The 19,357-nt window shown below is 60.2% G+C and carries 11 protein-coding genes; 5 read left to right on the top strand and 6 right to left on the bottom strand.

Features of this window, described 5'->3' with window-relative positions:
- Window positions 1-128: 128 nt before the first annotated feature.
- From CLV89_RS08230 to CLV89_RS08245, 4 genes are all read right to left on the bottom strand, one after another.
- Window positions 129-1,301, bottom strand: coding sequence for an HlyD family type I secretion periplasmic adaptor subunit (locus tag CLV89_RS08230; RefSeq protein WP_106163186.1), 1,173 nt, complete (start codon window positions 1,299-1,301; stop codon window positions 129-131).
- Entirely contained in the window at window positions 1,298-3,805 is a 2,508-nt protein-coding gene (locus CLV89_RS08235) for a type I secretion system permease/ATPase (protein ID WP_106163187.1), read from the bottom strand. Before CLV89_RS08235 ends, CLV89_RS08230 begins: the two co-directional genes overlap by 4 nt.
- A complete protein-coding gene (locus tag CLV89_RS08240; protein ID WP_106163188.1) occupies window positions 3,802-5,097 on the bottom strand; it encodes a TolC family protein in 1,296 nt (431 codons plus the stop codon). Before CLV89_RS08240 ends, CLV89_RS08235 begins: the two co-directional genes overlap by 4 nt.
- Window positions 5,098-5,205: 108 nt before the next feature.
- Entirely contained in the window at window positions 5,206-7,782 is a 2,577-nt protein-coding gene (locus tag CLV89_RS08245) for an Ig-like domain-containing protein (protein ID WP_106163189.1), read from the bottom strand.
- A 708-nt stretch (window positions 7,783-8,490) separates the two neighbouring features.
- Between CLV89_RS08245 and CLV89_RS08250 the strand changes: the two genes are divergently transcribed.
- From CLV89_RS08250 to CLV89_RS08260, 3 genes are read left to right on the top strand one after another with little or no spacing between them, the layout of a single operon-like run.
- Window positions 8,491-10,425 (top strand): PrkA family serine protein kinase, encoded by a 1,935-nt coding sequence (locus tag CLV89_RS08250; protein WP_106163190.1) that lies wholly within the window; start codon window positions 8,491-8,493, stop codon window positions 10,423-10,425.
- Window positions 10,426-10,443: 18 nt separating this feature from the next.
- Entirely contained in the window at window positions 10,444-11,760 is a 1,317-nt protein-coding gene (locus tag CLV89_RS08255; protein WP_106163191.1) for a YeaH/YhbH family protein, read from the top strand.
- Window positions 11,761-11,765: 5 nt separating this feature from the next.
- The gene (locus CLV89_RS08260; protein ID WP_106163192.1) at window positions 11,766-13,283 is read left to right on the top strand and encodes a SpoVR family protein; all 1,518 of its coding nucleotides are present in this window, start codon (window positions 11,766-11,768) and stop codon (window positions 13,281-13,283) included.
- Between the two features lie 148 nt (window positions 13,284-13,431).
- On the opposite strand, the gene CLV89_RS08265 is transcribed toward CLV89_RS08260, so the two are convergent.
- Entirely contained in the window at window positions 13,432-14,547 is a 1,116-nt protein-coding gene (locus CLV89_RS08265; protein ID WP_279327875.1) for an S-(hydroxymethyl)glutathione dehydrogenase/class III alcohol dehydrogenase, read from the bottom strand.
- Window positions 14,548-14,957: 410 nt separating this feature from the next.
- On the opposite strand from CLV89_RS08265, the gene cueR reads away from it, so the two are divergent.
- Window positions 14,958-15,359: a Cu(I)-responsive transcriptional regulator gene (gene cueR, locus CLV89_RS08270; protein WP_106163193.1), complete on the top strand. Its 402-nt coding sequence runs from the start codon at window positions 14,958-14,960 to the stop codon at window positions 15,357-15,359.
- A 177-nt stretch (window positions 15,360-15,536) separates the two neighbouring features.
- Here cueR and CLV89_RS08275 read toward each other — a convergent pair whose 3' ends face one another.
- A complete protein-coding gene (locus CLV89_RS08275; RefSeq protein ID WP_106163194.1) occupies window positions 15,537-16,466 on the bottom strand; it encodes a PHP domain-containing protein in 930 nt (309 codons plus the stop codon).
- A 1,073-nt stretch (window positions 16,467-17,539) separates the two neighbouring features.
- On the opposite strand from CLV89_RS08275, the gene CLV89_RS08280 reads away from it, so the two are divergent.
- Window positions 17,540-19,204, top strand: a complete 1,665-nt coding sequence (locus tag CLV89_RS08280) for a tetratricopeptide repeat protein (protein WP_106163195.1) — start codon at window positions 17,540-17,542, stop codon at window positions 19,202-19,204.
- Window positions 19,205-19,357 lie beyond the last annotated feature (153 nt).

Here is a 19,357-nt window from a genome sequence, read left to right on the forward strand (position 1 = left end):
GCTCTCGGGTCCAACGCCACCACCGGATGCGATACGCCAGAATGGCTGTCTGCTCCGTCCGGATCTAGAGCGCACAGGACCAGCAGCTTGACGTGTATCAGGTCACGTCGGTTACAAAGCTAAGAAGATCAGGGCTCTCGAAACGCTTCACGTGATTTGTAGAGCGGTTTGAGCAAGTAGCTGAGGATGGTCTTGGAGCCGGTCTGCAGCTCTGCAGTTGCCCGCATCCCCGGACGAATTTCGATTTGCTGCTGACGCGCCGTGAGACTGGAGCGATCCACCTTTACGGTGACGCGATAGTAGGGGGGAGCACGGGGATCGCGTTCATCCTCGAACGTATCCGCCGAGACGATATCGACCTTGCCTCGCAGTGAACCATAGATGGTGTAGTCATAGGCCGTGAGCTTGATGGTCACATCCTGCCCGCGCTGCACATTGGCGATGTCTTCGGGTTTGACCCGCGCTTCCACGAACAGCTCTTCGCCGAGCGGAATGATCTCCAGAATCTCGTCCCCGGGGCGCACCACGCCACCGATCGTGGTCACGGCCAGACTGTTGACGATCCCCGCCATGGGCGATGTGATGACGGTCCGTTGCAGCTGATCCCGCGCCAGACGCTGTTCTTGTCGCAGGGAGGTCAGCTGACGCAGGGTGTCGGAGTATTCTTCCGCAAGCTCCAGCTCTGACTGCGTTCCAATCTCATCGAATTTCGCCTGCGCGTCGCTGACTTTCTTCTTGGCTTCATTGACTTCAAGCAGGGCGACGATCTTCTGCTCATGCAGGGACCGTAGGTTCGAGAGTTCGTTCTTCAGCTGCAGAAGTATCTCTTCGGCGCTGTTGCGGCGGCTGTCGAAATCGCCCTGTCGCGCCTTGAGCAATGCACGTTCCGAGGCGAGGATGGAGGGGGAGCGCTCGGCCAATGTTTCGGGGACATCGAACGAATAGGCGCGCTCGATCTCCGCCTCGAGCCGGTATTGCTTGATCTCCAGCGCGTCGATCTGGTCCTGCAGATCATCCGAGGCCGCGCGGAATTTGGTGTCCTGAAGCTTTGCCAGCACCTGGCCGGCCTCAACGGTGTCACCCTGACGGACGTGGAGTTCTGCAAGGATACCGCCTTCGAGGTTCTGCACGATCTGAGAGCGGGAGGAGGAGACGATCTGCCCGTCTGCGCGCACGATCTCGTCGACGGATGCAAACCCGGCCCAGGTCACGAACAGCACCAGCACCAGCGCCACCAGCTTGATGATGCGGCTGGCCCCATGCGTGCCTTCCAGAATATCCATGTCTGCTGCGATACTCATGACGCTTTGCTCCCGCCGTTCAGATGCGCCAGAACCTCGTCTCGCGGCCCGTCGACGACCATGCGCCCGGCCTGCAGGATCAGTGTGCGGTTGGTCAGGGACAGGATCGGCATGCGATGGGTTGCGATAATCGCGGTGCGATTGCCGAGCCAGCCGTCCAGCCGGCTCACCAGCGTCCGCTCCAGCGTCTGGTCAAGCGCCGCTGTGGGTTCGTCTAGCAAGACAACCGAAGGGTTCTGCAGGTGCAAGCGCGCCCAGCCCACGGCCTGACGTTGGCCGATGGACAGCCCCGCGCCACCGTCGCCGATTTGCAGGTCCAGACCGCGCGGGTGGGTCTGCACGAAGGGGGCGAGGCCCGCGAATTCCAGCGCTTCCATCACACGTTCATCGCTATGTGTCAGCAGGGACAGGTTCAGGTTGTCCCGCAACGTACCGGCAAAGAGCTTTACCTCCTGGCCGAGATACCCGATGTGGCGGCGCAGATCGCGTGGTTCGATCTGGCTCATGTCGGTGCCATCGATCATCACGCGGCCTCGCTCCGGAGTGTATAGACCGGCGAGAAGCTTCAGCAGTGTCGATTTACCCGAACCATTGACGCCCAGAATTGCAATGCGTTGGCCCGGCGTGGTGGCGACCGCGGGCACATCGACGGTTGGCGCGCCATCGGGATCGTAGCGAAACACCACCTCGCGCAGCTCAAACCGGCCTTTGATCGTTTCACGGCGCAGATAGGCACGGCCCTTTTCGCGCTCCTGCGGAGCGGTGGCGATCACGTCGAGCGCATCAAGCGCGGCGCGCACATTGCTCCAGCGCGCCAGTGTGCCAGCGAATTGCGTCAGCGGCGCCAGCGTGCGGCTGGTCAGAATGCCAGTGGCAATGATGGTGCCGACGGTGAATTCGCCCGCAAACACCATATAGGTGCCGAGGATCACGGCGCAGATATAGGTGGCCTGCTGCACGCCCTGGCTCCAGTAGGTGAGGGCGCTGGACAGCTTGCGCTGCCCGTTGGAGGCTTGCGAGGACAGAAGGTTCAGCTCGTCCCAGAGCCGCAGGATGCGTTCCTCGCCGCGCTGGGTCTTGATGGTTTCCATCTCGCTGACCACTTCCTGAAGCAGCCGTCCGCTCTTGGCAGAGGCACCCTGTGCCTGACGGGTCATCGCCAGCATCTTCTTCTGGATGAAGTAGCCGGGCAGCAGCATCAGCACGCCGCCGATGATGATCACATAGACCACAGGGCCGCCGATCGAGGCCACCAGCAGCAGGAAGACGGCGATGAAGGGCACATCCGCCAGCGTCGACAGGGTGGAGGAGGTAAAGAACTCGCGCACCGAGGAAAAATCGCGCATCGCGGCAAACAGACCGGAGGGGGGCAGGGGGCTCTGGTCCATGCGCAGGCCGATGACGCGGCGCATCAGCTTGTGCTGCACCGCCATGTCGACCTGACGCCCAGCAGCATCGGTGATGCGGGCGCGGGCGAGCTTCAGCACACCTTCCATGGTGATCGCCATCAGGGCGCCGATCGCCAGCACCCAGAGTGTCGCCTGCGACTGATGCGGCACCACGCGGTCATAGACCTGCAGCGAGAACAGCGCGACCGCGACGGCCAGCACATTGGCCACCAGAGAGCCGAGCATGATCTCCCCCATCTGACGGCGATATTTCGGAAACTCACCCCAGAACCAATGCGAGGTATCCAGCTGCGGCGTGTGCCGCTGGGCCAGCTGCGAGAGCGTGGCACGTGTGGTCAGGATCTGGCCGGTAAAGTAGGGCATGAAATCCTGCATCGGCACTTCGGCGCGATTGTCGGGGCAGGAGGTATCGTAAATCGTGACGCCTGCCTTGCCCTGCGACAGGACCAGAACCGGTTGCCCGCCCTGCATGATGGCGATGCCGGGCCAGTGGCGCGGCGTCGGGCGTTTCACCTGCTGCACGCGCGCCTTGAGGCCTGCGGTGATCAGCGCGCTCATCATCGCCTCGGGGCGCAGAGAGGCCGGCCCGCTGGTCTGCAGATGCTCGATCATGTCCTGCGGGGCAAGCGTGCACCCGCGCAGTGCGGCAAGGCGGCACATCAGGTGCGCCCGCGCCTTCAGGCGGGCGTGATGGGCGGCTTCGTCGTCTTGGCTGCTGCTGGGAGCCACCGGCGTCGGTTCAACTGCGGCGACGACCTCATCCTGGTCTTTTGCTTCGGTTGCGTCCGATTCAGGGGCGGAGGGGAGATTGGGCAGCGGCTGGTTCGCATCAAATGCAGAACGTGCCGGTGCGGCAGCGGCGTCTGGTTGCGCAGCCGGGGGCGGGGGGCTGGCGGTTTTGTCGTCTTGGCCCGCGACTGGCGCGGGCGCTGTGACCGGCGAGATCATCGAGATCTTCACCGGTGCCTTTTTGCCTTTGTCGCTGCCTTTGCGTTGTTTGGAGGTCAGACCACCGGAGATCGAAGACAGCTTCAGCCCACGTTTGGCGGGCTTTTGCGCAGGCTCATTCTGGCTATGGCTGTCTCGATCCGTCAAATCTTGTCCCCATCCGCCAACAGACCCAGTGACGCGGCGAGCGCGAGCTGGATCATCACAACTTCATATTTTGCGTCGATATAGGCCTGTTCCCGCTTCACCAGTTCTTCGTAGATCGGGATGACGTCCATCACCGGACGTTGTCCGGCCTCGAACTGTGCCTTGAACAGGTTGTAGGTTTCGCGGCTGGCGCGTGACAGCGACAGCGCCTCACGTTCCTGCCGACGATAGGAGGCAAGGCGCTGGATCTCACGGCTGTAGTCACGCCGTGCGTCCTCTTCCGCCTCACCGATGCGGCGCAGGGCCGCCTGTTTGGACGCCTCTACCGCCTTCAGCGCGGCCGGTGTCCCCAGACCAAGCGGTTCCGCAAGGTTCAGCAGCAACCCGCCGCCGCTGCCCTCACTGCCGACCTGACCGGAGGCCGACACCTGCGGCAGCAGCCCGGCGCGCTCCATCTTGGCCTGTTCGATGGTGCGAGTGGCTTCGGATTTCGCTTTGAGGACGCTGAGATAGCTGCTGCCATCGGGGGGCAGGCTGAGGTTCAAACGCTGTGGCGAGGCCTCAAACGTGCGGCCTGTCATGGCCTCAAGCTCGGCGCGCGCGGTGCGGGCCGCATCATTTGCGGTGGCCATGCTGGACTGCACGCCGCTGATCTTGGATTGAACCACACTGAGGTCGGAGCGATCAGACACACCGCCGTTCACGCGCCCAACAACCACCCGTTCGAAATCGCGCATGGTGCGGATGGCGCGATGGGCATAGGCGGCCTTCTCGTCGCCGCGCAGCCCCGACACATAGAGCGACAGCGCGGTCTTGACCCGGTCGTTCATATCCGCAGAGAGGGTGACGGCGGCAACCTCCACATCGGCGGCGGCAAAGGCGCGTTCGGCCTTGCGACGTCCATTGTCGAAGAGCACTTGTTCCAACAGCATGCTGGCCACCATCTCGCCCAGATCATTGAGGCTGACGCTGGGGCGCAGGGAGGGGAGCCAGTTCTTGGATTTGGCCTCTGCCCGCAGCTTGGCGCTGATCAGAGCAGATTCCGACGCGCGTGCCGAGGCGGACAGGGACGCGCTTGCGACCGTGTCATAGCTGCTGCCGGGCTCCAGTAGTGACTGGCGCTGCATCAACGCTGTGATGACTTCGGACTGTGGTGCGTCTTCGGCTTGCGCAAAGTTGCTTTGCAGCGCCGTAGTGTCCTGATCTGCGGGGGTGAGGCCTGGAATTGGCAACCCACACGCCGTCAGGCTGCACAACAGTGCAACGGCAGAAATGCGTCTTGCCAGAGCCATAAAATTCCCTCGTGCCTCAGATGGTCCCGTGGTTGATCCACGGGTTATCGCTGTGTTGCCGCCACCCCGTGAACCTTCGCAAAGGGGAGGGGGCGGCAACAGGCGTTTTTAGATAACGACGTTCACATCGTCTTCGACCAGAAGGCGGGTGTCGCCATCCCCGATCGTGTAGACATCGAAGGTCTCGCCATCCACGGTCTCGGTGCCGGCGGCGACTCCTCCGGTGAGGGTGACGGTATGAGAAGTTCCACCCTCACCAGGACCGACGTTGTCATCCCCGCGGACCACCAGAGTATCCGAGTTTGAGGACATGTTGTTGATCATCTCTTCGGTCAGCGTGACGTTGGCGCCGTTGCCGTTGTCCTCAAACACAAGGTCGAGCGTGTCGATATTGTGCTCGCCAACCGAATTCAGCAGGTCGGAACTGACGGATTGCTGGTCGATCACCAGTACCGAAGATCTGTTGCCTGCGTCATCGGTGCCCTGAATGACCAGATTGGTGCCATCAGCGAGAGGTTGGTCCAGATCCAGCTGCACCTCGACGGCGGAGTTGATCTCGGTAAAGCCAGCCTCTGTCGCGTTGCCGCTGCCATCTAGTGAGAACAGCGAAAGGTCATCATCGGTAGGGTTCAGATAGATGTCGGATATTTCGCCGCTACGGATCGTGACACCGTCGAAATCCGGGGTGTCGACATCTGTATCGATGCTGAAGTCTTGAGTGATGACTTCATCGTTGCCCGCGGGGTCTGTCGCTGTGATGGTCGCCGTCACATCACGGGATGCGGTGCCGAGGTCGTCACCATCAAGCGTGAGGCTCCAGTTGCCGTCGTCGTCCACGGAGGCCGGGTAGTCGGTGCCGTCGATTTCCACCGTGACGGTCGAGCCTTCTTCGACCGTACCTGCCAGCGTGAAGCCAGCGGCCAGCTCATCGGTGTTGACCACGTCATCCGCTGTTTGCAGCGTCTCGGAGCCGTAGTTCACCACCTCGGTATCCAGCGCAACTGTGTCGCTGTCGCTTTCGGTGTTGCCAAGCTCATCGCTGATCGAAGCGGTGACATCCAGGTTTCCGGTGCCCTCGGGAATGTCGCTGGCGGCAAAGTCATAGGACCAGTTGCCGTTCACGTCGGCCACAGTGGTGCCGGAGGCCGTCCCAAGCGTTACCGTGACGGTTTCACCGGCGGTTGCGGTGCCCGTGATGGTGACACCATCGGCACGCTCGTCGTGGTTGATGATGTCATCACCCTCGATCGGTGCTTCGTCGAGCTGCACAAACCCGGCATCGGTATCCACTTCGATGGTGGATGTCGCCGTTGCAGTGTTGCCGACCGCATCGGTGGATGTGACCGAGATATCGGCATCATATTCACCGTCGGGCAGGGAACCTGCCTCGTAGGTCACGGACCAGGTGCCATCCCCATTCGCGGTCGTGGTGCGGGTCACGCCCTCGACAGTGACCTCAACCGACGCGCCGGCTTCGGCGGTGCCGGTGATCGCGACGCCGGCGGCGGCTTCTGCGGCGGTGATGATATCGTCGCCCCCTGAGAGGCCAGTGTCGATGGTGACAGAGGTTTCGGTATCCACTTCCAGCACATCGGAGGAGGTGGTGCTGTTGCCGTGCGGGTCGGTGGTGACGATGGTGATGCCGGTCTCGTATTCACCAGTTGCGATTTCACCCGGTGTGAATGTCACGGTCCAGGTGCCATCCTCCGCCACTGTTGTGGTCTGAGTGGCGCCTGCAATTTCCAGGCTCACGGTCGCCCCGGCCTCACCGGTGCCGGTGATCACCGTGCCGCTGGCCTGTTCGTCGCCGTCAACCACGTCGCCGACAGACTGGGTGCCTTCGGTGATGACGACGGTGGGAGGCTCGCTGTCGATGTCGATGGTGGGACCGTCGAGATCGTCGTAGGTGGTGCCATCGGGGGCCACAACATCCACGACCGTCTCATAAACGCCATCATCGGGAAGATCGTCGGTCGGGACATTCACAGACCAGGTGCCATCGTCATTGACGGTGGTGGTCACGACCACATCGCCGATGGTGACTTCCACGTCTGATCCGGTTTCGCCGGTGCCGGAAATGGTTACGCCGTCCGGGTCGCCTTCTGGCACGTCATAGGTGCCGTCTGCATCATTCACGGTCGGAATGATCGCGCCGGTGCCATCGTCGCCGCCACCGCCGCCGCCGTCCCCATCGCCGCCACCACCTGCGCCTGCGATGACTGCGGCGCCAGCTGCTGCGGCGCCCAGGCCGCCGAGACCGCCAAGCAGCGGTGCGGCAAGCGGTGCCACAACGGGTTCAATACGGTCAACGTCAAGAAAGACCATATCGTCGTAGGCGCTCCATTTCCCTGACAGATCAAGGGGTTCGTAGCTTGCGAACAACATTCCATCGGCCTTGTCCTCGAGGACAACTTCGATGAAATCACCTTCGTCGCTCAGGAACAGGTTCTTCGGACCAGTTGCGGCTGTGTTGTAGAAACCGTCCAGTTCCACGATGGTGCCGTCTGACAAGGTGATGTGCAGATCGTTCCCACGGCGGGCGTAGCTCTCAACATCAGTCGGGTCGAGGTTGAGCGAGATATCTTTCGCGCCAGTTGTGGAAATTACAGATGGAGACCCTTCTGCAGAGGTTCCATGCTGATTGGTGCCCGACGGATTGCGGGCAATAAATGCAACGGTGCTCATGCTAAACTGCTCACTTTATACTTTGCGCGTCGACGTAAAGGTCTCGCGCTGCCTGTTTCAGTTGCCTGTATGTGTCTGCCACGTGCCGTCTTTGCGGCTTTGTTGGGGCCAATATGCATTCCAATTTGCTGACCTGTCCAGACCAAGATTAGGTGACTTCGCCCTGTTTGCCTGCCTAGCGTGCCTCAAATACCTCACTTTTTTGGCCGGGCGGGCCGGTTCATACTCATGTCTGCAGCAATGGTACGAAAAATGGTTAATATCCCATTAACCAACATTGAGGTCGCGCCGGAGGCTGCTGTTTTGCGCAGTCTGTGAGGGTGCGAGCCGGAGCGGTGCTGGCGATCACTGGCCGCTTTGCTCCCGGTTTTGACAGGATCTGTCGCCGAGTTGTGATGCAAAGTTACGGACCATTTCACGAGTGTTAATAGAAAATATACCAAACTTCGTTATGATGAATGGCATATCTAGTGTATGATATAGGTAAATAAATCCGACGCTGTTGCCCTTGGCCCAGACGGAAACCCCTCTACAGTCATATGTATGGAGGGACGCCTGGCCAAGATCACGGTCAAGAGCGCCGAGCAGACTCAAAATAACAACGATAAACGCGGACACCTCAACGGCCCTCGTCAGGCCACTCTGTTCGCGTGCGATCCCGAAGCCCAGGAGGACGGGTAACGACGTTAACCAGGAGGCGAGACCCCGATGAATAAAGTTGCAGAGCTTTTTGCAGAGGCCTATGGCCAGACGCGCGAGCAGGAAATGTCTTTGCAGGACTATCTCACGGCCTGTCGCGACGACCCCAGCATGTACGCCAATGTGGCGGAACGCATGCTGAAGGCGATCGGCGAAGAGGAACTGGTTGACACTTCAAAGGACTCCCGACTGGGGCCGATCTTCCAGAACCGGACGATCAAACGCTACGCCGCCTTCAAGGATTTCTACGGCATGGAGGACACGGTCGAACGGATCGTGGGCTATTTCCGCCATGCGGCCCAGGGGCTGGAGGAGCGCAAGCAGATCCTCTATCTGCTGGGACCGGTCGGCGGCGGCAAGTCATCGCTGGCGGAGCGGCTGAAGCGGCTGGTCGAGGATGAGCCGATCTATGTGCTGAAGGCGGGCGATGACATCTCGCCGATCTTCGAAAGCCCGCTGGGTCTGTTTGATCCGCTGCGCATGGGGCCGATCCTGCAAGAGGAATACGGCATCGCCACCCACCGCCTGCCGGGGCTGATGTCGCCGTGGGCGGTCCAGCGGCTGGATGAATTCGAAGGCGATATCAACAAGTTCTCGGTGGTGAAACTGCACCCCTCCCGCCTGCGCCGCATCTGTGTGGCCAAGGTGGAGCCGGGCGACGAGAACAATCAGGACATCTCCACCCTCGTCGGTAAGGTCGATATCCGCCAGCTGGAACACTTCAGCCAGGACAACCCCGACGCCTACAGTTTCTCCGGCGGTCTCAACCGGGCCACCCAAGGGGTGCTGGAATTTGTCGAGATGTTCAAGGCGCCGATCAAGATGCTTCATCCCTTGCTGACTGCAACGCAGGAGGGCAACTACATGGGGACCGAGAGCTTCGGCGCGATCCCCTTCAACGGCTTGATCCTGGCACATTCGAACGAAAGCGAATGGCAGACGTTCAAGAACAACAAGAACAACGAGGCCTTCATCGACCGGGTGTCGATCGTAAAAGTGCCCTATTGCCTGCGGGTCTCGGACGAGGCGCAAATCTATGAAAAGCTGATAGAATTTTCGGAACTGCGCGAGGCGCCCTGCGCGCCGGAGACGCTGAAAATCCTCAGCCGCTTTTCGGTGCTGACCCGGCTGAAGCCGCATGAAAACTCCAACCTCTACTCCAAAATGCGGGTCTATGATGGCGAGAGCCTGAAGGACACCGATCCCAAGGCCAAGACGGTGCAGGAATATCAGGACCGCGCCGGCGTTGACGAGGGCATGAACGGGGTTTCCACCCGCTTTGCCTTCAAGGTGCTGTCCTCGGTGTTCAACTACGACACCAAGGAGGTCGCCGCCGATCCCGTCCACCTGATGTACGTGCTCGAAGGTATGATAAAGCGCGAGCAATTCCCGCAAGAGGTCGAACAGAAGTATCTGGAGTTCATCAAGACCGAACTGGCACCGCGCTACGAGGAGTTCATCGGCAACGAGATCCAGAAGGCCTATCTGGAGAGCTATACCGAATACGGTCAGAACGTCTTTGACCGCTATATTTCCTACGCCGATGCCTGGATCGAGGAGCAGGACTACAAGGACCCCGATACCGGTCAGCTCTATGACCGCGAGGTGCTGGACGCGGAGCTGTCGAAGATCGAGAAACCGGTCGGCATCGCCAACCCGAAGGATTTCCGCAACGAGGTGGTCAAGTTTGCCCTGCGGCATCGGGCCAACACCGGTTCGAACCCGGCGTGGAACTCCTACGAGAAGCTTCGCGACGTGATCGAAAAGCACATGTTCTCCCAGGTGGAAGAGCTGCTGCCAGTGATCTCCTTCGGGTCCAAGAAGGACAGTCAAACCGAAGGCAAACACCAGGAGTTCGTCGAACGCATGCGCGAGCATGGCTACACCGACAGGCAGGTCCGACGCCTCGTCGAATGGTACATGCGAGTGAACAAGGCGGGCTAACAGGCGGGAGGTGTCTATATGCACCACTTCATCGACAGGCGCGCAAATCCAAAGGGCAAAAGCTTGGGGAACCGGCAACGGTTCCTCAGACGCGCGCGAGAGAATATCAAGGAACGCGTCGACCGTTCGGTGCGGGAAAAATCCATCGGCAAGGGCGAGAGCGTTCCGGAAAACGGTGAGAAAATCACCATTCCTGCCAAGGGGTTGAAGGAGCCGCGGCTCTATCACGGTCCTGGTGGCAATCGCCGCCATGTATTGCCCGGCAACAAGGAGTTTGTGGTCGGCGACACCATCGACCGACCACAGGGCGGCACCGGTCAAGGCGGGCGCAAGGCCTCCGAGGACGGCGAGGGCGATGACGAGTTTTCCTTCACCCTGACGCGGGACGAATACCTTGAAATCCTGTTCGACGGGCTGGAACTGCCGGATCTTGTGGAAAAGGCCACGGTGGAGACCGAAACCATCGGCACCCGCCGCGCCGGGCTGACCACCGCGGGCACCCCCAACAACCTCAATCTGGTGCGCACCATGCGCAACTCCTTGGGGCGCCGCATAGCGCTGCAGCGCCCATCCACCAAGTCCCAGCGCGAGCTTGAGGCGCAGGTGGCCGAGTTGGAGGAGCTGGACGCACGCTCGCCCAGCCAGGAGGATCTGCTGGCGGAGCTGAAGCTCAAGCTCGACGGCATCCGGCGCAAACGCCGGGTGGTGGGCTATATCGATCCGCTGGATCTGCGCTATGACACCTTCGTGCCGGAAAAGATCCGCAACTCCCGCGCCGTGGTCTTCTGCCTGATGGATGTTTCGGGTTCCATGCAGGAACGCGAAAAGGACCTGGCCAAACGGTTCTTCCTGTTGCTGCATCTGTTCCTGACGCGCGGGTATGAGCACACAGAGATCGTCTTTGTGCGCCACACCCATTACGCGCAGGAGGTCGATGAGGAGACGTTCTTTTATGCCCGCGAAACCGGCGGCACCATCGTCTCCACCGCGCTGGAGAAGATGAAGGAAATCATCGATGAACGCTATCCGCCGGACGAGTGGAACATCTACGGCGCCCAGGCCTCGGACGGGGAGAATTTCGGCAATGACTCCGTGCGTTGCCGCAAGATCCTGACCGAGCAACTGCTGCCGGTCTGCCAGTTCTACGCCTATGTGGAGATCGTCGAGGAGGCAGCGCAGATGCTGTTGGACAACAACGAGGCGGGCGAGGACCTCTGGCAGAACTACCGGCAGGTCAAGGGGGAGGTCGCCCATTTCGAGATGCAGCGCGTCTCCGAACCCGGTCACATCTATCCGATCTTCCGGGAGTTCTTCCTGCCCAAGGTGAAAGGCTGATCCACATGCAGACTGCAAAATCCACCGCCACACCGCTTTTCACCGGGCCGGAGTGGACGTTCGAGCTGTTGGAAAAAGCCCGCGACGCCATCGAGAAGATCGCGCTCGAGGATCTGGGGCTGGACGTCTACCCGAACCAGATCGAGATCATCTCGGCCGAGCAGATGCTGGATGCCTATTCCTGCGTCGGCCTGCCGTTGATGTATCACCACTGGTCCTTCGGCAAGCATTTCGCCCGTGACGAGGCGCTCTATCGCACCGGGCGGCAGGGGCTGGCCTATGAGATCGTCATCAACTCCAACCCCTGCATCAGCTACAACATGGAAGAAAACACCATGGCGATGCAGACGCTGGTGATGGCGCATGCGGCCTTTGGGCATAACCACTTCTTCAAGAACAATTATCTGTTCCAGCAATGGACCGATGCGGATGGCATCCAGGATTATCTGGCCTTTGCCAAGAACTACATCGCCGCCTGCGAGGAGCGGTATGGCTACGATGCGGTCGAGGAAATACTGGACGCGGCCCACGCGCTGCAGTCTCAGGGCGTGTTCCGATACGGTCGCCCGCCCAAGCCCACAATCGAGGAACGTCGCGCGATGCAGCAATTGCGCGAGGCCTATGAGAAGGGGCAAAGCGCGCTTGATATCTGGACGGATGTGACACTGGGGCTGAAACGTGACATGGATGCGCCGGACGAGGATCTGGATCACAGCGAGCGGCGCAAGCGGATGAACCTGCCGCAGGAGAACATCCTCTACTTCCTTGAAAAACACAGCCCCGTTCTGGAGCCCTGGCAACGTGAGATTCTGCGCATCGTGCGGATGCTGGCGCAGTATTTCTACCCGCAGAAGCAGACCAAGGTGATGAATGAAGGTTGTGCGACGTTCGTGCATTACTACATCGTCAACAAGCTCTATGATCAGGGGCTGATCACCCAAGGCGCGCTGATGGAGATCATGCACAGCCACACCAATGTGGTGATGCAGCCGGAATATGACGACCCGCGCTACTCCGGCATCAACCCTTATGCGCTGGGCTTTGCGATGATGCAGGACATTCGCCGCATCTGCGAGGACCCCACGGATGAGGATCGAGAGTGGTTTCCGGACATTGCCGGTGATCCGGACTGGCGCAGTGTGCTGCGCAATGCCTGGTCGAACTACCGGGACGAAAGCTTCATCCAGCAGTTCCTGTCGCCGCATCTCATGCGCAAGTTCAAGCTGTTCACCCTGACCGATGATGAAACCCATCCGCAGCTGGTGATCAGCCAGATCCACAATCGTGCAGGGTACAAGACGATCCGCCGCGACCTCGCCAAGCAATATGACCTTGCCTACATTGAGCCGGATATCCAGGTGAGCGATGCGGATCTGAAGGGCGACAGAACGCTGAAGCTGACCCATACAGTGCGCGAGAATATCCAACTGGCCGAGGACGGTCGGGACGAGGTTCTGAAACACCTGCGGCGGCTTTGGGGGTACGATGTGACACTCTCAACCGTCACGACGACGAGTGGCTGACGATTGGACGGGCGCCTTGGGCGCGCACAGGCAGATCACGGATCTGGACGGGGGCTGACTTCAAGACGCTCCATGCCCCGAAGACCTAAAAAACGCGGGCCCCGCCAGAGGTCCGCGTTTTGTCATTTTACACCAGAAGGTCGGGCGATCAGAATTCCACCACCGCCCGGATGGACTTGCCTTCGTGCATCAGCTCGAAGCCTTCGTTGATCTGGTCCAGCGTCAGCTTGTGGGTGATCATCGGGTCGATCTCGATCTTGCCGTCCATGTACCAATCCACGATCTTCGGCACGTCTGTGCGACCGGCTGCGCCGCCAAAGGCGGTGCCGCGCCAGGACCGGCCGGTGACCAGCTGGAACGGACGGGTGGAGATCTCGGCCCCGGCAGGGGCGACGCCGATGATGATGCTCTCACCCCAGCCCTTGTGCGCGGCCTCCAGCGCGGTGCGCATGACGTTGACGTTGCCTGTGGCGTCGAATGTGTAGTCGGCACCGCCGCCGGTCAGCTCGACCAGATGCGCCACCAAATCGCCGCTCACCTCGGAGGGGTTCACAAAATCGGTCATGCCGAATTTCTCTGCCATCTCGACTTTGCCGGGGTTGAGGTCGACGCCGACAATTTGATCCGCACCGGCCAGGCGCAGGCCCTGGATCACGTTGAGGCCGATGCCACCAAGGCCAAACACGATGGCGGTGGAGCCGATTTCCACCTTGGCGGTGTTGATGACTGCACCAATGCCTGTGGTGACGCCGCAACCGATGTAGCAGACCTTGTCAAAGGGCGCGTCATTCCGGATTTTCGCCAGCGCGATTTCCGGCACCACGGTGTGGTTGGCGAAGGTCGAGCAGCCCATGTAGTGGTGGATCGGCGTGCCGTCCTCCAGCGAAAAGCGGGTGGTGCCGTCGGGCAGAAGGCCTTGACCCTGGGTCGAGCGGATCGCCTGACACAGGTTGGTCTTGGGGTTGAGACAGTAGTCACACTCGCGGCATTCGGGGGTATAGAGCGGGATCACGTGGTCGCCGGGCTTCAGGCTTTTGACGCCTTCGCCCACTTCGATCACCACACCGGCGCCCTCATGGCCGAGGATCGCCGGGAAGATACCTTCGGGGTCATCGCCGGAGCGGGTGAATTCATCCGTGTGGCACAGGCCTGTGGCCTTGATCTCCACCAGAACCTCACCCGCCTTGGGGCCTTCGAGGTTCACATCCATGATTTCGAGCGGTTTGCCGGGGGCGAGGGCAACTGCGGCGCGGGTTTTGATCATCACTTTGTCCTTCTTTTCAGACTTTTCAGACCGTTACGCCTGTATGACGAGGCCCGCAAGGGCAGGCGGTTCGCAAAGGGTATCGGCGCGGGGACCGCAGGAGCGGCCGTGTTCTTCGGGGCCATCGGGACCAGCACATGCCATCTCAGGGGTACATCACGCCACGGGGCGTGCGCAACTGCCGAAAGCCCGTGCCGCAGATCGCAAGGCGTCTCCTCCGTCTATAGCGGTGACATGAGGGCGAGAAGGCGCTCAAAACCGACAGAAGCGTTCTTTCCTGCGTCACTGGGCAGTGCTTTGCTCAAGTTTCCGTGGATTGGCTTGAGATTGCCGCCCGTCAGGTCCATCTTGTGACAAACCAGCAGCCCTCTTTCGGAGGGGCAGGACGGGACTTTGGGAGGCGGAAAGACATGAATATCGGCGATGTTGCGGCCAGGTCGGGACTTCCGGCCAAAACGATCCGCTACTACGAGGACATCGGCCTGATCCGCCCCAACCGCAGCGCCAATGGCTACCGCTGTTTTGAAGAGCGCGACCTGCACAAGCTGGCCTTTCTCGGCCGTGCGCGGGCATTGGGGTTCTCGATCGAAGATTGTCGGATGCTTCTGGGGCTCTATGAGGACGACAGCCGCGCCAGCGCGGATGTGAAGCAGCTTGCGCAGGCGCATCTGACCAAGATCGAAGCGAAGATCGCCGATCTGGAAGCGATGCGCGCCACGCTGAGCGAGCTGATCACCTGCTGTGCGGGGGACAACCGTCCCGACTGCCCGATTCTGAAGGATCTTTCCGGCAGCTGCGAAGACGTGGGCTGACACGTCTTTTCAGCTGTTCTGCACATCCCGACCGTTTGAGATTGCGAAGGGGAGGCTCCCGCCCGTTGAAGACGCGCGTCGCGCGCATCTTCGCCCGTTGGGCCGGGCGCCGCGCCCATAGGGGCGCGGCGCGGTCGCGCAATGTCGATGGCTTTGGCGGCTTCGCTGCGGGCAGGATCAGAGTTGCGCGGGCCAGATCGGGTTTGACCAGGCCCGTTTGCCCGCCGCGTCAATGACTGTCACGCGCAGCCAGGGGCTGTGCGTCATTCGGCCAAGCGCGATGGTGGCATCGGTCAGGCTGTCTCCGGTGACCACGTCAGACGCGTTATTATGCGCTTGCACGATCACCTGCGACGCGGCGGAGCAGGACACGCGCACGCGATCCCCTTCATACCAAATGCCGCGGATCTCCGGTCCTTGCGAGGAGTAGAACTGTCCGGATTTAAGCGCAGTCAGAAGATCACCCGGTGTGTTGGCCTTTGCCTTGACCATCACCCAACCGCCAAAAGCGTCCGGCCCCTTGAAGTGGGAGTCATCGGTTGCGATCAGCGTGAGTGCGCGCCCTTCGGACAGCAGGAGGTCCAAGATCGGCATGCCGGTGCCGCGATCCGCAAGGGTATGGGAGCCATGGTTGTAGATCTCCACCGCATGCGCGGCCGTGATGCTGCGTGCGTCCTCTTCGGTCAGGCCTGACCACTGCGGGTGGGCAATGGCGACAAAGGCTCCCGCCTGGCGAGCCCGTTCAGCAATTTCCGGTCCACTTTCCTGTTCTGCAACAGAGCGGAAGTCGGGGGAGTTGGAGGGGGCGAAATCTGCGGGCACGCCAACGGCGAGCAGATGCCACAATTCGCCGTTTTGCTGCGCTCCGGAATGCATCTCGATCCCCAGGAGGGTTGTGAACTCATCGTCGCGAAAGGCGCTTGTGTCAGTGATCGGATAGCCCCATCGCCCGACGAAGTGGTCGGTGAGCGAGATGAAGTCATAGCCTTGCGCCTTGTATCGCCGGCAGACCTCGGCGGGGGGCAGAGCGCCGTCCGAGACGTCTGAATGCGTGTGCAGGTTGCCACGGAAGAAGGAACCGGGGGCATCAAAGGGTGCTAGGAGCATGATTGGGCTCATTTGATAGGAACAATGTTCGGCTGCCCTAGCGTGGTTCTGCAACAGCCGTGTGACCGTGCGTCCGCAGGACAGCGGCGCGTTCTATGTCGCAGGGAAGGGGGCTGGTCGTTGAGGGGCCTCTGGCGCTTGGACGCCGAGAGCAGAGGGTGGTGCAGTCTTGAGGTGGCAGGCTCGTATTCAGGTGCTGTTGGCGGCGGCAAGGCGGTTGAGGGACAGGGACGCTCAATTCCATCTGCACAGCCGCAATATCCGGCCCGCGATTAATTTCTCTGTCGGAGTGGACCGTGGAACTGGGGGCGATGTAGTTGCGATTGCAATATCTCTGAATTGGAGTGGCGATAATATAGGTTTTCAGAGGGTCGCCCCGACCATCTTTGGATCAATCAACATCGACAGAGGCGTAGAGTGCGTCAATGCTGTGGCGCTCGCAAGAGCCAATTCCTCATTGTTCGCGGGGTCTTGGGGCTGTGCTGCAATATACCGCCTTGGTTGTGCGTCATGCGGTCGCCCCAGTGCTTGTGCACAAAAGCCGCGATGTGATTTGCCGTGCGGCGGTCATCGAGGGGCGATTCTGTCATGGCTTTGGTCTTGGCGATGGGGAACGACACCAAAATCCTGCGTCAACGCGTACGTCTTGAGCATCAATGCAGTGATCTGCTGCCCTATCCTGGTTTGGCGCTTCGGCGCATTGGCGGGCCTGAGGCTACTCATGTTAGTCTTGGTTAATTTGGCGCGTTTGTTCGCGTGGGAAGCTTAAACTTTGATTAGCATGTCGAATGACATGTTTTGCAAGCACTTAACGCCCAATGTTAATTTTTTGAGTATTGCAAAGTTTGAATTTTAAAAACTACCTATGGTTGCTTTTGATTGTTTTGTTAACATTCAAAATGCATCATTAATCATTCCTTAATGCATTGAAGTTGCTTGGGTTTGTTTGTTGGATTTTTTTGTTTGTTGATTCCGCGTTTTGCTGCTTTAATGGTGGAAGTGAAGTTGTTGCCACAAGTTTTTTTGCGTTTTTGAGGTGGTGGCATGGTTAACTTGTATGGTGAGGGTATTCGATGGATTTAGTGTTGAAGGTGCGTCAGTACGGAGCATTTGGTGTTTATAAACCTGATGGCGAGCCTATTCAGCTGGGCGCGAAGCATCAGGCGCTGCTGTCGCTTTTGATTACCGCCGAGGAAGGGGTGCGGACCCGAGCCTTCCTTGAACACACCCTGTGGAGTTTTGCTCAGCCGGAGCAGGCCAAGGCAAGTTTGCGCACCGCCTTATCGACCTTGCGAAAGCATATCGGCCCCTCGGCCTCCGCTGCCTTGATGGCAAACAGAGAGCGCGTCACCTTGGATCTCCGTATGATCGAAGTCGAGGCGGACACCACGCGCGGCGCATTCATGGAAGGCTTCGAACTGCCGCATGAACATGTGTTTGCCGAATGGCTCTCGGAAATGCGTTCGCAAACCGCCAGTGCCGCGCCGGCGCCGCTTGATCCGCCCTGGGCGCCGAGGGACCGTAGCCGCGTGGTTCTGGATGAGTTGTTGCCCTCGATCGCTGTGCTGCCCTTTGTTCAACGCTCGCCCGGTGGGTCAACCGCGCCGCTTGGTGCAATCCTGTCTGAGGAGTTGTCGAGACAGCTGTCGCGGAGCCAAGCCTTCTCCGTAACGTCTTACATGGCATCGCGGCAATTCAGCCTCGATGATGTACGACCGGCCGAAGTGTCCTCCGTTGCGGGGGTGAGTTATCTGGTGTCCGGTTCCGTATTCATCAACGGACATGACTTTATTGCCCAGATTGACCTGCATGACTCGCATCGGGAAAAGGTGATCTGGTCGCGTGAGTTTCGCGGCACGCTCTCCGATCTTTTGATGGGTCAGAGCGGCCCGCTGCGCGACGCCACCAGCCAGATCGGACAAACCGTTGTGGGCGAGGCCGTGCGTCTGGTCAGCTTCCGCCCGCTCTCCAATCTGGCAAATCACACGCTGCTGATGGCGTCGATCGTGATGATGCAGAGCAAGCATGTCGATCAGTTTGAGAAGTCCAACGAGATCCTCGATACGCTGATAGAGCGTGAAATGCACCATCCTGTGGTGCTGACCTGGGCCGGGATCTGGCAGGTCATGCGCGTGCAGAAGGGGCTGTCCGCGGATCGTAGGAAAAGCACGTTGATGGCGGAAAACCTTGCCAACGCCGCCCTGGCGCAAGATCCGGCATTTTCCCTTGCACATACGTTGAAGGGGATGATCTCCAGCTACCTGACGTTCGAGTTCGACAGCGCGCAGTATTCTTACGACAAGGCGTTGCAGGACAATCCAAATGAGGCGCTGGCGCTCTTGCTGAAAGGGGCGACGCGGGCGATGCAAAACCATCCCGACGAGGGCATGCGCCTCACCGAGGCGGCGCGCAAACTGACGCCACTGGGGCCGCAGCGCTACTACTTTGACTCGCTGGCCGCCTCTGTGAGCCTGGCTGCGCGGGACTATGATCGGGCGATCGAGTTGGCGGATCAGTCTCTGCAGGAAAATGACAGTTATCCCTCGACGTTGCGCACGAAGGCCATCGCGCTGCAAATGTCGGGGCGGGGCGACGAAGCGCGCGATGTTGTAGAGTCCCTGATGCGGGTGACCCCGGATTTCAGTCTGTCCCGTTACATGCAGGAACACGCCGCCGCCTTTACGCCGTCTGGGCCGGATTGGGCCAGCGCGTTGCGCGAGGCGGGTGTACCGGAGTAGTTCAGTCTCGGGTGGATGCCAGAACCAGCCACTGCAATTTGGGGGGAGCCTACGGGCTCTCTTTCTAATGTGCGGAGCGCTCTCGGGCGCAGTGAGGTTCGGGTCGTTGGTCCTCCGATAGTACTCTGTTTTATTTCAGAAATTTGATGAAAT

Source organism: Tritonibacter scottomollicae, assembly GCF_003003215.1.
Classification (GTDB): domain Bacteria; phylum Pseudomonadota; class Alphaproteobacteria; order Rhodobacterales; family Rhodobacteraceae; genus Epibacterium; species Epibacterium scottomollicae.

Bases quoted from the DNA above. Each gene is read 5' to 3' on its own strand.
- CLV89_RS08230 (WP_106163186.1), bottom strand. From the start codon at position 1,301: ATGAGTATCGCAGCAGACATGGATATTCTGGAAGGCACGCATGGGGCC.
- CLV89_RS08240 (WP_106163188.1), bottom strand. From the start codon at position 5,097: ATGGCTCTGGCAAGACGCATTTCTGCCGTTGCACTGTTGTGCAGCCTG.
- CLV89_RS08245 (WP_106163189.1), bottom strand. From the start codon at position 7,782: ATGAGCACCGTTGCATTTATTGCCCGCAATCCGTCGGGCACCAATCAG.
- CLV89_RS08250 (WP_106163190.1), top strand. From the start codon at position 8,491: ATGAATAAAGTTGCAGAGCTTTTTGCAGAGGCCTATGGCCAGACGCGC.
- CLV89_RS08255 (WP_106163191.1), top strand. From the start codon at position 10,444: ATGCACCACTTCATCGACAGGCGCGCAAATCCAAAGGGCAAAAGCTTG.
- CLV89_RS08260 (WP_106163192.1), top strand. From the start codon at position 11,766: ATGCAGACTGCAAAATCCACCGCCACACCGCTTTTCACCGGGCCGGAG.
- CLV89_RS08265 (WP_279327875.1), bottom strand. From the start codon at position 14,547: ATGATCAAAACCCGCGCCGCAGTTGCCCTCGCCCCCGGCAAACCGCTC.
- cueR (WP_106163193.1), top strand. From the start codon at position 14,958: ATGAATATCGGCGATGTTGCGGCCAGGTCGGGACTTCCGGCCAAAACG.
- CLV89_RS08275 (WP_106163194.1), bottom strand. From the start codon at position 16,466: ATGCTCCTAGCACCCTTTGATGCCCCCGGTTCCTTCTTCCGTGGCAAC.
- CLV89_RS08280 (WP_106163195.1), top strand. From the start codon at position 17,540: ATGGATTTAGTGTTGAAGGTGCGTCAGTACGGAGCATTTGGTGTTTAT.